Here is a 13,748-nt window from a genome sequence, read left to right as displayed (position 1 = left end):
GTTCGATTTCTAGTTCAGATATGCCTAAAATAGTACCTGCGTGGGACACTTGTATTCTCCATTAAATGATTCTTCGCAAAATCAGTTTAATGAATGCGGGTGTCCCCCGTTAATGATGAAGAGCCTCAAAAAGCTTCAACAAGATCGAAGGTTTTAAGACAGGCTTACACTCTTTCAGTAGGTAATATGCAACAGTACTTACGCGCATTGATTGACCGGCAAAAATCACAACCAATCGTGCAGCTCACAAGCAGCTATCCTTGACTTAAAGCGTTCACTGTAAGTATAAGAACAAAGATGAGCTGTGGCGCAAATGTGAAGAAGATTCATAAACATAATTGATTAGGGTCGATTTACAAGTAGAAAAGAAAGTGATGGTAATTGGCATGATTTTCGTAAAAGGAATTATTAAATGATTAAAGTAATGCTTGATAACTGTATCCTAAGTGACTCAAATGTAATGCAATGTGTCGACTACACAAGGTACAAAGATAAAGACCACAAAGAAATTGATCTTCTAATGAAGGGATTTATACGTAAACCGCCACTACCAGACAAGGACGCTAAAAAGCAAAGGCAAATTGATTGGTTTCCCAAAATAGCTCACTTATGCCACGAGGGGGTTATCGAACTCTGCACTTATAATGAATTAAAGTTTGAAAGTATGTTTCGAAGCAAAGGATACCATATAGGTGACATATTCGAAGGATGTGAATTTCGATGGGTAAAATCACCAATCGAGAGAAGTTTCTTTGAGAGTCAATCTCTTCTAAGGCATGCGAAAGGAGAGCAAAAAGTCAAATTTTATAAGAAAGTAGTGGAGGGAATGCTCGACAATATCGAATCACATTCAAAATATAATGAATTACCAGAGTTAGTAAAAATATCCCTGAGTCAGCTTGATAGGTTTAAAGAGATATCAAAGGGGCTGTCAGATGTCCAACTCCAAGATGCTTATCATTTATGGACGGCAGAGGTTCACAACATACCTTACTTTGTCTCAACTGATTTTAAATTTCTAAACGCAATAAATAAGTCTAAAGGAAAAACTTTTGAAATTAGAACGAAGGCAGTTACTCCTGAAGAGCTTTGTTGTGAGCTAGGTTCTACTGAGCAAGTTCCATACAAATACACAGAATCAGAGTTTATAAATTTTTTGGGAGGTGTTTATACAATGGATGAACTGAAAAATCTGTGAAAGCCCAAACCGACATAGAGTAAAGCCGCTTCTCATCCAATAAGATAGCGCAAACCCACTTCCATCTCCCTTCGCAGCGAGCGGGGAGCGTCGTTCCTATTCCCCTTTGTAAATTCCATCTTTTCCAAAAGAATGTCTGGCCCTTCCACACTAATGCTGAAGAACCAGACTTTGTCATTGCAAAACTTTTTTCATGATTACTCGCCAAATGCGCCTGCCGCACCCGGAAAAACTACTGGGCTTTCGTAGCCGTCTTTACTCACACTGGCTACGCCAAAGAAATAGTTGTCGATAACGATATTTTCTAAGGTGAATTCTGTGACATTACCCACGTAACGACTGAATTGCCACTGTGGCGCATCGGTATAACGCCAGTAAACTTTGTATCCTGCCAGATGTGGATTTTGTTTTTTGTCAGCAGCCTGCCAACTTAAGGTTGTACTGGGTTGTACGGCACCTTTTATTTCAACCTTTGCAGGGGGAGAGGGCGCCCAGGCCATGCCGGCAAGTGACACTGCGTTCAAGGCGGTGAGTTTAGCGGCATAATCAAAATTTACGCCATCCAGGGTATCGCCGTATTCAATACCGTTTTCAGTGCGAAGGTCCTGATGTTGGCGGTTATAGTTTTCGTTTGTTTCCATTATGCGTACACCAGGGAAACCCAGGTCATTGAAAGGACGGTGGTGTCCTCCGCGTCCAAAGCGATCCAGCCTATAAATCACCATGGTGTCGAGGTTGGGTATGTAGCGATCAGCCATTCGGTCAATATAGCGGGCCAGATTCCGGCTGGGCGAGTCAACTTCACCACCAGTGAAGCGTCTTGTGGTGGCTTCCTGTTCGGTTTCCGTCTGTCTTGTGCCTTCGGCGAAAATACGCGCGGTGGTATTGTTGATGACACCATTAATACCTTCCACGTTGCCAATCATGTCGTTATTGAGTACAGCCTTGATTCGCCAGCCGTCTTTTTGAGCTTGCTGCGCCATGATACGACCGCCAAATAAACCTTGTTCTTCGCCGGCTAACGCGGCGTAAACAATGGAACCATTAAATTTGTATTTGGACAGTACCCGAGCCGCTTCAAGTGTACCAGCCACGCCTGATGCATTGTCGTTCGCGCCGGGGGCATCGTCTGTGAAATTCATGACATCAGAAATACGTGAATCTATATCACCGCTCATAATGACGTATCGATTAGGGTCGGTGGTGCCTTTTTGCACTGCAATGACACTGACAACGTCTACCGGGTCGGGAATGCGCTTTTCTCCACTGATGGTTTCTGATTGGTAATAAACTTCCAGACAGTTTCCACACGCTTTAGAAATTTTTTCGAATTCTGCTTTTATCCAACGTCTGGCGGCTCCAATGCCTCTTGAATCGGACTCAGTTTCTGAAAGGGTGTGTCGCGTACCAAAACTGACCAGCTTGGTAATATCTTTTTGGATATTGTCAGCAGAAATATCTGACTGAATTTGATGAAGGGCTTTGTGATCAGCGTGCTGTAAGGCAGATTCTGGATTATCAGCGAGAGCTATCGGACTTAAGAGACTGGCAGCGAAGCAGAGTGAGCGCATGGGATCCTCAATTTGGTGATGATTATTTGTCGTTTAGTGATACATAACAATGTAACTGATACGGATACTAACTTAGTACATAAGTGGCATAAAAGGATGGATTCTCTTAAATGGCCAATATTTGCGATGACAAGCGTGGGTTTCAATTTAACCACTCAGTTAATGTAGGTCACTAAACCAGGCTCTGCAGCGATGCACCCAATAATTCAATGTAGTGACAGATTTCTCATTAATTTTTAATTGATATCCAAGTTTGGGAATGGTTTCAATTTGCCATGCGCACTCGCCAGGAAGCGCATTCATCTCCTTTCTTAGTCGACAAATAAGGTGGTTTAGTCTGTCTTCGCTGACTACGCCGTGGTTCCAGATACGCCTTCTAATTTCACTTCGGGTGACTACAGCGCAATTGTCTTCAAGCAGCAGGGATAGAAGTGCTGCACACTGCGCAGACAATACGACCTTGTCTCCATAGATGTTACTGAGAGTACGGGTAGGGGGGGCGAATGTCAGTGGCACGGCGCTCATTATCCTGGCCATTTTTAAAGAATCACATATGAAATTTTAGTTGAAAACATGACCGCTCAATGATGCGTTCGTCGTAAGAATTAGTCTGTTTGTAGTAAACGGCTGAAACAGGCTCCGATTAATGTTTCAGAGATATTTCATGGCTTCTTCAGCGTCTGTTTTTGGTTTCTTTCTTAGACTTATGGGGACTGAACCACAATTGGTTCTTCCCTTTTAAAAAGAAGGAAAAAAATCATGCGATATAGAAATATTTTACCTGTGTGTTTTTCTGCAATTTCCCTATCAATGGTTGCAAGTGTCGCGTTCGCTGAAAGCTATCCTGCGTCTTTAGAAGAAGATCTGGTTTCAGTATGCCGTACCTCTGCCGAGAATGACCGTTTGGGGTTACGTCGTTCTGTCGCCAAGTTTTCAATTAACAGTAAAATCGTCGCTCCTGCCTACAAAATGTTAGGGGAAGGGCTGATATGTAATGGTATGACGCTGTCAGCATTTACTGAATACTATGGTGCGACAGATACGCTGCGCGTCCTGGACCGTTATGTCGTTCCTACTTCCATTGAGATTAGAGATTTAAATGCAAGTCGCACTGTGCCAGAAGATATTTCGGTAACCTTTACCCAGACTTCAAGGTAAATCGATATTGTATTTGCATCAGCCTCTGAGCTGATTATCTGTTAGCGCGCTACTCTCTGAGGGGTTTTTCTCAGAGAGAGTGTGGCTTTATCTTTCGTTCACTAACTGTACCAGCGTATCGACCACGGTGGTATGCTGACTGTAAGCAAGCCCGATGTGGCGAGTCAGGGATACATTTTGTACCGAACGACATACTACGTCATTAAGGTAGTCTGCATTTTCGGGTATAGGAATAAACGCGCAGCCTACCCCAGCTTTCACCAACCCGATGGCGTAATCGATAGTTTGTATGCGTGCTCTGACATCTAATAAAACGTGCGCCTGACTGAGTTTATCGCGAAGGAAATTCCAGCCCTCGCAAGGCTCTCGCTGAATAAACGCCACATTTGCCAGATCGGCTATTGCTATCTCATCTTTCAAACTTAATGGGTGGTCCATTGGCATAACCCATCTGAAGTCATCCTGCCACATGGGTACAAAGATTTCGTTCGCATTGAGTAGTTCGTGATTGATGATACGTGCGTCACATTTTTCCTCTGGAGGTACCAACGTTAACTCCAGCGCCTCCACTCTGGAAGTAAATCGTTTCAGCACATCGCTGGTGCGGGCAACACCCAACCCTTTGATTAAGCCTAGCCTGAAGGGTTGTTTTGGATTTTCTTCCTTAAGCAAATACTTTATCGCGGCGGCCTGTCCCAACAGCTGTTGCGCCAATGGATAAAGCTGATGACCGGCTTCAGTAGGGCGTACTCCACGCGGATAGCGCAAAAATAGAGGTTTGGAAAGGCTTTCTTCGAGCAGTTTTATTGCCGCAGAAATTGACGGCTGTGCGATGTACTGACGTTTTGAGGCTGCACTAAAACTGCCGGTTTCGTAGACAGAAACGAAGTATTGGAGATTTCTCAAATCCATAGATAAAAACTATAATAAATAAAGATAATTAATATTATTCCTGTATCAGTATAACCGCTATTATCATTTTTTTAACATTTAAATCATGTTAAAACTGACAATTAACTTCTATCCGTTAGGTAACATTATGTCATCAGCTAAACCCGAATTTAATTGGCAAGACCCATTGTCAATGGACTCCATATTGACCGAAGATGAACGCATGATGCGCGACAGCGCCCATCAATTCTGTCAGGAAAGACTGATGACCCGGGTGTTAGAAGCAAACCGTCACGAACATTTTGATCGCGAAATAATGAATGAAATGGGCGAGCTGGGCCTTTTGGGATGCACCTTACCCGCAGAATACGGTTGTTCTGATGTTAACAATGTTGCCTATGGTCTGATTGCACGGGAAGTTGAGCGTGTGGATAGTGGCTACCGCAGCGCGATGAGTGTGCAGTCGTCATTGGTAATGTACCCCATCTACACCTATGGCACTGAGGAACAGCGCAAGCGTTACTTACCTAAACTGGCAACCGGTGAGTGGGTAGGTTGTTTCGGCCTCACAGAACCTGACTCCGGCTCTGACCCGGCAAGCATGACAACCCGTGCCACTAAAGTCGATGGCGGTTTTACCTTAACCGGCAGTAAGATGTGGATCACTAATTCACCTATTGCCGATGTGTTCGTGGTGTGGGCAAAGCTTGATGGGGTGATCCGCGGTTTTGTGCTGGAAAAAGGGATGAAGGGTTTGAGCGCCCCTAAAATCGACGGTAAATTTTCTTTGCGCGCATCGATTACCGGCGAAATTGTGATGGATAACGTTTTTGTCCCGCAAGCAAACATGTTTCCAGAGGTAACCGGATTAAAAGGCCCTTTTGGCTGTCTGAATAAAGCTCGTTATGGGATCGCCTGGGGTGCTCTTGGCGCAGCGGAGTTTTGTTGGCATGCAGCCCGTCAGTATTGTCTGGACAGAAAGCAGTTCGGTAGGCCGCTGGCAGCGACCCAACTGGTGCAGAAAAAGCTGGCCGATATGCAGACAGAGATCACCATAGGTCTGATGGCATGCGTTCAGGCCGGACGCTTGATGGATGAGAACCTTTTGGCACCCGAGGCAATAAGTTTAATTAAGCGTAATTCGTGTGGTAAGGCACTGGAAATAGCACGAATTGCCCGCGACATGCATGGCGGTAATGGTATTGCTGATGAATACCATGTGATCAGGCATGTAATGAACCTGGAAGCGGTTAATACTTACGAGGGCACGCACGACGTGCACGCGTTAATTTTGGGCCGCGCCCAAACTGGATTGCAGGCGTTTTCAGTTTAATTGACTGAAAGCTTACGCTCTCTCCCTTCGAGCGTAAGCAGCCTGCTACCTAATCTCAGGAGCAAGGAAAAAGCTATGCAAGATCGTAATGCCCGGCTTGATCAACAGTTTATTGATGCAGTGGTAAACCAGACCTTTCCAACCTCAGCCATCAATTTAACGGCCTCCGACGTCGGCTTATCTAAAGAGCAGCTGATTGACTTGTTTGAATCACAAGTAATGAGTCGGCACCTTGATTTACGCTCCAGATTAATGCAAAAGGATGGCAATAGCTTTTATACGATTGGCAGTGCCGGTCACGAGGGAAATGCCGCCGTGGCATTGGCGATGCGACCTACTGATATGGCTTTTTTACACTATAGAAGTGGCGCCTTTGTTATTCAGCGCAGCAAGCAAAAGCCCGGTCAAACCCCTTTGTACGACATGTTGCTCAGTTTCAGTGCTTCAGCTGAAGACCCGGTGTCGGGAGGAAGACACAAAGTGTTGGGCAGCAAAGATTTATTTATCCCACCCCAAACCAGCACTATCGCCTCGCACCTACCCAAAGCGGTGGGGGCCGCTTTTTCAGTGACCCTGTCGCGCAAAGTCCCAGCGCCTTATGTGATACCGCAGGATGGGGTGGTGTTATGCAACTTTGGGGATGCTTCTGCCAATCACTCTACTGCGCAGGGGGCGTTTAATGCCGCTGCCTGGGCAGCATTTCAATCGGTACCATTACCCATCGTGTTTTTATGCGAAGATAACGGCATAGGAATTTCAACGGCAACCCCCAAAGGGTGGATTCAGGCGAATTTCGAAGGACGTGCAGGGTTGGAGTACATACAGTGTGACGGTTTAAATGTACTAGATACCTATAATAAAACCGTACTCGCAATGCATCTGGCACGCAAGCACCACAAACCCGTCTTTTTACACATGCGCACAGTTCGATTATTGGGCCATGCAGGCTCAGACGCCGAGTTTGTTTACCGCAGTGAAGAACAAATCAACGATATTGAAGCGCAGGATCCGTTGTTACATACAGCGCGCCTGTTAATTGAAGCGCAAGCGTTATCCGCAAATGAAATTGTCGCGCTTTATCAGGATGTAGCCAGCCGGGTCGAGCGGATAAGTGTTGAAGCGGCCAAAAGACCCAGACTGAACAATGCGGCAGAGGTGAAGCGAAGCCTGATACCCGATCGCTATCAGCCTGCTTCTGCTGTTGCTATTTCCAGTGAACAGCGCAACGTGTTGTTCTCTCACGAAAAGCACAATCTACCCAAAAAACAACACATGGCTAAGCTTTTGAACTGGGCGCTGCTGGATATCATGGCCAGCTATGAGAATACGGTTTTATTTGGTGAAGACGTTGGCAGAAAGGGCGGTGTTTACAACGTTACCACCAAATTGTTGGATAAATTCGGCCCTCGTCGGGTCATTGATACTTTGTTGGATGAGCAGTCGATTCTGGGTATGGCGATTGGCCTTGCGCATAACGGTTATATTCCTATTCCGGAAATTCAGTTTTTAGCGTATGTGCATAATGCCGAAGATCAGATACGGGGAGAAGCCGCCACCTTACCGTTTTTCTCAAACGGTCAATTTACCAACCCTATGGTAATTCGTATTGCCGGGCTTGCCTATCAACGGGGTTTTGGCGGGCATTTTCATAACGACAATTCGTTCGCTGTGTTCCGTGATATACCGGGCGTGATTTTAGCTTGCCCTTCCAATGGCGCGGATGCGGTAGAAATGATGCGAACCAGTGTCAGGCTTGCTCAGGAACAACAACGAGTCGTCATTTTTCTGGAGCCCATCGCGCTTTACATGAAAAAAGATCTGCATGAGGAAGGCGATAATTTATGGTCATTTGATTATGCGCCGCCGGACCAGGCAACACCAATTGAGTTTGGCGAACCGGGTGTTTATGGCGAGGGTGACGATCTGTGCATCATAACCTATGGCAATGGCTATTATTTAAGTCGGCAAGCCGAGAAAACACTGGCAGAGAAAGGGGTGAAGACAACGATCATCGATTTGCGCTGGCTAGCGCCACTAAATGAATCCGCGATTCTTAAACAGATTAAAGGCCAGAGAAACATTCTAATTGTCGATGAATGCCGTAAAACGGGCTCGATCAGTGAAGCCATTACCACGTTGATCGTCGAATCGTCTGCTGACACGGCCACTTTACCTGATGTCCAACGAATTACCGCAGAGGACTGTTTTATTCCACTGGGAACAGCATGTTATGAAGTATTGCCAAAAGTTGAGCACATCGTTGAGCGTGGCATAGCCATGACAACAAAGCGTCCCGGTTTGCGTTCGGTAGGTTAGGAGTAGTCAGTGAGTCATACCAGACAGCGCGCAGTGGTGATCTGCCCCGGCCGCGGTACCTATAATAAAACTGAACTGGGTTATCTGAATCGTCATCACCGGGATAAAACCGATCTCATTGAGATCATTGACGCTCAGCGTCTTCAGCAGAACCAGGTTACGGTTTCTGCACTTGACAGCATGGATAAGTACACTTTGTCCATCCACACCGCAGGTGAAAATGCATCTTCGTTAATTTACGCCTGTGCGGCGGCGGATTTCGCCGACATCAGCCGTGAAAAATACGATATTGTAGCGGTAACCGGAAATTCCATGGGCTGGTATATTGCCCTTGCTGTAGCCCAGGCGCTAACGACAAAGGAGGCCGCCTTACTCATCAACACCATGGGCTCAATGATGAAGGATGGGGTGATTGGTGGGCAATTAATTTATCCCGTCACCGACGCTCACTGGCAGTATGATGCAAAAAAGGCGCAACAAGTTTCAGCCCTGCTCGAAGAGGCAAACGCAACTGGTGCAGCTACCGAACTTTACTTGTCTATTATGCTTGGGGGCTATGCCGTATTAGGTGGTAATGAAGAGGGCATGGCGTTAGCCCAACAGCGCTTGCCACGCATCGATGATACTTACCCGATGCGACTGTTTAATCATGCCGCTTTTCATACACCCCTTTTAAACGCTATTTCACAAAGAGCAAGAAGCGAACTGTCTGCAGCGATGTTTACCAACCCGTCGTTACCCCTTATTGATGGAGAGGGCCGCATCTGGCAACCTCATTCAACGAATTCACGGGCACTCTGGGACTACACGCTGGGTACGCAGGTGGTATCACCCTATTATTTTTCGACAGCGATAGAAGTTGCGCTCAAAGAGTTTGCACCGGATAAACTGATTATTTTAGGTCCCGGTGCAACGCTGGGAGGAGCGACCGGACAATGCCTGGTGGCGCATCATTGGCAAGGCATCGCAAACAAACAGGATTTTATCGAGCGCCAGCAATCAGATCCTTTTGTATTGGCGATGGGTATGGACGCTCAAAGATCTCTAGCTAAATAGTCGGCTATGACTGATATTGGCTTAAGCTCAACCCTTTTTAATTGAAATATCACCTCCCTTTAAAGAGCGGTGATACTTAAATCATTAATGCCAACAATATGCGGTATCCATTGCTCGTTATAATGTTTAATCGTAAAATCATTCGGGCTTGGCAGTCGACATAAAATGTCAATCCATGTCGAAGCTTAGGCAGTTATATCACACTTAGGCAGTTATATACGGAATAAATTTACTATTCTTCTGTTAATACTTGCTGGATTAATTTAACAGTATTATTGGCATTTGACTTTAATTCTGAAACAATTTCTCCAACGCGAGCAATATTTTCGTTTGAGCGTTCGCTGGATGATTCCACTTCATTAATTACCTGGGCAATATTACTGGCAATTTTTTGTGTAGTTGAAATAAGGGAGGTTATTTCATCAGTTGAATGAGAAGTTCGTTTAGATAGATCTCTTACTTCCTCGGCAACAACGGCAAAACCTCTGCCGTGCTCACCGGCTCTAGCTGCTTCAATGGCTGCATTTAAAGCTAATAGATTAGTTTGGTCTGCCACACTATTGATAGTCGTGATGATATCGCCGATTGCGGTTGATTGCTGACTAAGTGAAGTGGATAGGGCTTTAACGTCGTCAATTTGTTTAACAGAATCTTGAGTGGCCTTCATTGTTGTTGCTAACAATTCTTCACAATATGAAATTTTTTCTGATGTGGTTTGTGAGGATTGGGCTGCCTTTTTTGAGACTTCACTAATATTGGTTGATTGATTTACTTTCAGCGTAATGTCAGTTGCAAGTTTAATTACTTCTATCACTTTGCCCGTATCGTCAAAAATGGGATTATAAGTGGCCTCCAAATAAATATTCTGGACATTTTTACCTCTGCGATGGAACTGACCAGATGAGAATTCGCCATTTGCAAGCTGCCGCCAAAAGTTGGGGTTATCTTGGTAAAAATTGTCGTAGCAAAACATTCTATGGTGCTTGCCTATGATTTCATTTAACGAATAGCCGACGGTATCCAGGAAGTTTTTGTTAGCCCCAATAATATGCCCATCTGGTTTAAAGCGGATAATTGCCATACTTCTATCAACAGCATCATAGATTGCTTTGGCTTCATCTTTGACCCGCGTCTCTGCGGTCACATCCGAGGCTATTTTAATCGCTTTCTCAACAACACCATTGTTATCAAGAACAGGAAAATAGGTTGCTTGTAACCATATTGTCTCGCCGTTCCCTTTTATACGCTTAAAGGTGCCTGACTTGGATTGTCCATTTGCAATATCAGTCCAAAACTTTTGATAAGCAAGAGAAGCGGTATAACTTTTATCGCAAAAAAGACGATGATGTTTTCCTATTATGTCATTCTCCTTGATTGACATAGTTTCGCAAAATAACGGGTTAACCGAAAGAATTTCACCTTCTGGTGAAAACTCAATAAATGCCATATTATTTTTTATTGCTTTAAGTTCATTCGTATCTTCGTTTTTAACGCGGATATCCAATGAGTCATATGTCGAATTGCTGCGGGAGAACCACATGGGGATCATCCTCTATATTATTATTTTATTATGTAATATGCAGACTGCAGTAAATTTTTAACTTATGCAAACATCATTTATACGCTGAGTCTGCGACCTTAAACCCCTGCATAAAAAACAATGATTTATATTGGTGGCGGTATTTATTTAATTACTTTTCGTGGTTTGAAAATTACCGATAAAGCGTGAACTGAATACACATCGATTTTATTACGAAACTATGGCTGGATGGTCATAACATTATAAGTTAGCATTAAATTTATCTAGCAGATTGCAACGCAAGTTTAATTCTAATGCAACCTGCAAAATCACTGTTATAAATCCCCGAAATGCTTCTATTTTGCGAATAGTTTAAGTAGACATTATTAATTTTAATGATTAGCAAAATGTAGCGAAATCATGCTCAAGCAGCTACGTTTTCTTCTTCAACGCCACTGTATGCTGCCATAACCAATACTTTTTCTAACGCAGAAAAAAGTGCCTGATTAATCGGCAACAGCGATTCGCCTAACGCATAATCAATCTTAGCTATCCGCTGACGTCCATTAGCCAGCATTGGCGGCGGTGATGAGGTGATCGCAATCAATGTAGCAGCATACTTTTCAGGGTGTGCCGATTTTATCGTTGAACACACAGAAATGGTGGGATACTGTGTTTTGGTGCGGTATCCGGCAACACCAAACATACGGCATATTCCAGGGCGCCACTCATACACAGTGCACGCGCCTTTGCTGCCATCAAGTGAATGCCGTGCAAACAGTTGGCAGGCAAATCCAGCTGACTCGCTCATCTTCTCCAGGTAGCTTTCCGCCTGGCCTGTATCAAACAAATGTAAAGCGAGGGGAAGCATTTCCAACACGGAGGCTTCAACTTGAGGATTGTTGCAGCACGCGCCACAACCGTTGGTACAACTTAAATCGGTCTGACGTTGATAACCACCAAACTCACTGGATAACAGTTGGTACTCGTTTAGTACAGCAACAGCTAAATCGCGTAACCTTTGCATAATACGCTCGTTTCACTACTCAACAATGACTTCAAACAACAACAATTAAGTGTGCTTCAGTGAAGTGCCTTGGGGAGTAAGAGAGAGACCTTACGGCAGGTGCCTGAATTGCGGCGGATTCTAGGGTAAGTTTGAATGACTTAGCAAGTGAAAGTTTTTGATGTCACAGAAAAAGTTCCAGGGTCAACCCTTGCTCCAGGCACGATACTCCATTTGGAGTATCCAAATTTATCGGAATGTGTTGTATTATTGCCCATAGTTCAACTCAGACAATTGAGTTAGCTGAATTACTTTAATAGATGAACAGTATATGACAGATTTTTGGGTGGCGGATAAAGATGATTGATTCTCGTAACGTCATCAATTATGAATTCGAACAGCATACTCAAACTGCGCCACTATTTCGCGTGGCCGACAGATACGCTGAAATTGTTGTTGTTAGACTGGCAGATATTCTGGTAACTGAATTCGTCGGGCCATGTGGGAAAAGTCTTGTTCAAAAATACACCAAAAAACTTGAACAGGTTGTCCGTCAGTTTAACAGTAAACCCTGGGCGTATTTGAGTGTATCTAGAAATTTTGACGCATTAACTGATGAGGCGGTCACGGCATTGGTTGAGTCTTTTGCATTTTGTACCCGCCATGGTTGTGTTGCTGATGCTTACATTATCAACTCACCAGTAGGCAAACATCAGGTAGCGGCAATAAGAAAGCAGTTTTCAGTAGCCAGGGCTTTTGACGATGTATTGTTCACCCAATTTGATGATGCATTTGAATTTTTGTCCCTTGAGTTAGCGCGCATCGCTATTGAATATAACTGAAATGCAGAGCGCAATTCGTTTATATATCGTTATCTGGCAAAATCGATGTTTGTTAGACCAAAATAAACTTTTTAATTTTGAATTCGTAGAGATAATTAAAAGAAAAAGATTTGTTAAAGATCTTACTCAATTTATAGTGTAGTGAAGATAGTCTCTTGTAGCATTTGAAAATGGATTAACGTAGTAGTGATGAATTCGGCAGTAATCATTAGAGAATTTGATAAAACGCAGTTGAAAAAATCTAAAGTTTTATCTGGTATCAGCCCGGCAATTTTGCGACGGGTTTTTATCGGTTGGCTGCTGTTTTGTTTTGTGGTCGCCGGCATTGTCGCTGCGGCGCCGGATTTAAGTGATTCCTTTGTGCTGATGACACTCTGCATTCTGGTTCTTTTCACGGTAGTCATGTTCGCCCAGAATCGCCTCGACGAAGGTTGGCCAGCCATTATCTTTCTTAACGATGAAATTGGAGTAGTGTGCGATCCGCAAGCGCGAAAATATATTTGCGTTCCCTTGCACCTTATAGAGGATGTTAAGCCCACCATCATTAAGCCAAACAAAAAAGCCGTAGCAATTATGTTGAAAGTGAGCCGGTTATCTCACGCTGATAAGGATGTACTTAATGAAGCCGTGTGGCCGCGAGACGATAAGTTGCTGGCAAATGTGTACTATACGTCTTCTTCACGCTTATGTAGAAAAATTCGCAGCTATGTGATTATGCCTGACGAGTTTAAGCGGGCGGCGCTTTAACCTGCATTTTGGTAGATGTGAAAAAATTTCCTGCTGATAACCCATTCATTCCCTCGACTGTGGTAGAAATCAGATCCTCCTTTGTTAAACTATTTATTCATGTCCCATCTA

General features: G+C 44.2%; 12 protein-coding genes. 7 read left to right on the top strand and 5 right to left on the bottom strand.

All coding sequences use genetic code 11. The annotated features are described in order from the left end of the window. The first annotated feature begins 412 nt into the window (after window positions 1-412). Entirely contained in the window at window positions 413-1,198 is a 786-nt protein-coding gene (locus HCJ96_RS14570) for a hypothetical protein (protein ID WP_169211801.1), read from the top strand. Window positions 1,199-1,395: 197 nt separating this feature from the next. On the opposite strand, the gene HCJ96_RS14565 is transcribed toward HCJ96_RS14570, so the two are convergent. Beyond that, the gene (locus HCJ96_RS14565) at window positions 1,396-2,769 is read right to left on the bottom strand and encodes a M28 family metallopeptidase (protein WP_169211800.1); all 1,374 of its coding nucleotides are present in this window, start codon (window positions 2,767-2,769) and stop codon (window positions 1,396-1,398) included. 159 nt (window positions 2,770-2,928) lie between these two features. After that, window positions 2,929-3,294 (bottom strand): winged helix-turn-helix domain-containing protein, encoded by a 366-nt coding sequence (locus tag HCJ96_RS14560; protein ID WP_169211799.1) that lies wholly within the window; start codon window positions 3,292-3,294, stop codon window positions 2,929-2,931. Between the two features lie 234 nt (window positions 3,295-3,528). On the opposite strand from HCJ96_RS14560, the gene HCJ96_RS14555 reads away from it, so the two are divergent. Continuing rightward, window positions 3,529-3,927: a DUF3718 domain-containing protein gene (locus tag HCJ96_RS14555; protein ID WP_169211798.1), complete on the top strand. Its 399-nt coding sequence runs from the start codon at window positions 3,529-3,531 to the stop codon at window positions 3,925-3,927. Between the two features lie 87 nt (window positions 3,928-4,014). Here the strand turns inward: HCJ96_RS14555 and HCJ96_RS14550 are convergent, their stop codons facing one another. Further along, window positions 4,015-4,839, bottom strand: a complete 825-nt coding sequence (locus HCJ96_RS14550) for a LysR family transcriptional regulator (RefSeq protein WP_169211797.1) — start codon at window positions 4,837-4,839, stop codon at window positions 4,015-4,017. Window positions 4,840-4,966: 127 nt separating this feature from the next. Between HCJ96_RS14550 and HCJ96_RS14545 the strand changes: the two genes are divergently transcribed. The 3 genes from HCJ96_RS14545 (at window position 4,967) to HCJ96_RS14535 (ending at window position 9,523) form a co-directional block, all read left to right on the top strand. Then, a complete protein-coding gene (locus HCJ96_RS14545) occupies window positions 4,967-6,151 on the top strand; it encodes an acyl-CoA dehydrogenase (RefSeq protein ID WP_169211796.1) in 1,185 nt (394 codons plus the stop codon). Window positions 6,152-6,226: 75 nt separating this feature from the next. Beyond that, entirely contained in the window at window positions 6,227-8,467 is a 2,241-nt protein-coding gene (locus HCJ96_RS14540) for a dehydrogenase E1 component subunit alpha/beta (RefSeq protein ID WP_169211795.1), read from the top strand. 9 nt (window positions 8,468-8,476) lie between these two features. Further along, window positions 8,477-9,523, top strand: coding sequence for an ACP S-malonyltransferase (locus tag HCJ96_RS14535; RefSeq protein WP_169211794.1), 1,047 nt, complete (start codon window positions 8,477-8,479; stop codon window positions 9,521-9,523). Between the two features lie 232 nt (window positions 9,524-9,755). On the opposite strand, the gene HCJ96_RS14530 is transcribed toward HCJ96_RS14535, so the two are convergent. Then, a complete protein-coding gene (locus HCJ96_RS14530) occupies window positions 9,756-11,063 on the bottom strand; it encodes a methyl-accepting chemotaxis protein (RefSeq protein WP_169211793.1) in 1,308 nt (435 codons plus the stop codon). 403 nt (window positions 11,064-11,466) lie between these two features. Then, window positions 11,467-12,069 (bottom strand): YkgJ family cysteine cluster protein, encoded by a 603-nt coding sequence (locus HCJ96_RS14525; protein WP_169211792.1) that lies wholly within the window; start codon window positions 12,067-12,069, stop codon window positions 11,467-11,469. A 338-nt stretch (window positions 12,070-12,407) separates the two neighbouring features. On the opposite strand from HCJ96_RS14525, the gene HCJ96_RS14520 reads away from it, so the two are divergent. Together HCJ96_RS14520 and HCJ96_RS14515 are read left to right on the top strand one after the other, a co-directional pair. After that, window positions 12,408-12,890, top strand: coding sequence for a hypothetical protein (locus tag HCJ96_RS14520; protein ID WP_169211791.1), 483 nt, complete (start codon window positions 12,408-12,410; stop codon window positions 12,888-12,890). Between the two features lie 189 nt (window positions 12,891-13,079). Further along, window positions 13,080-13,637, top strand: coding sequence for a hypothetical protein (locus HCJ96_RS14515; protein WP_169211790.1), 558 nt, complete (start codon window positions 13,080-13,082; stop codon window positions 13,635-13,637). Window positions 13,638-13,748: the final 111 nt, after the last annotated feature.

It is taken from the genome of Alteromonas ponticola (assembly GCF_012911815.1).
GTDB lineage: Bacteria > Pseudomonadota > Gammaproteobacteria > Enterobacterales > Alteromonadaceae > Alteromonas > Alteromonas ponticola.
This window is presented reverse-complemented; position numbering and strand designations above follow the sequence as displayed.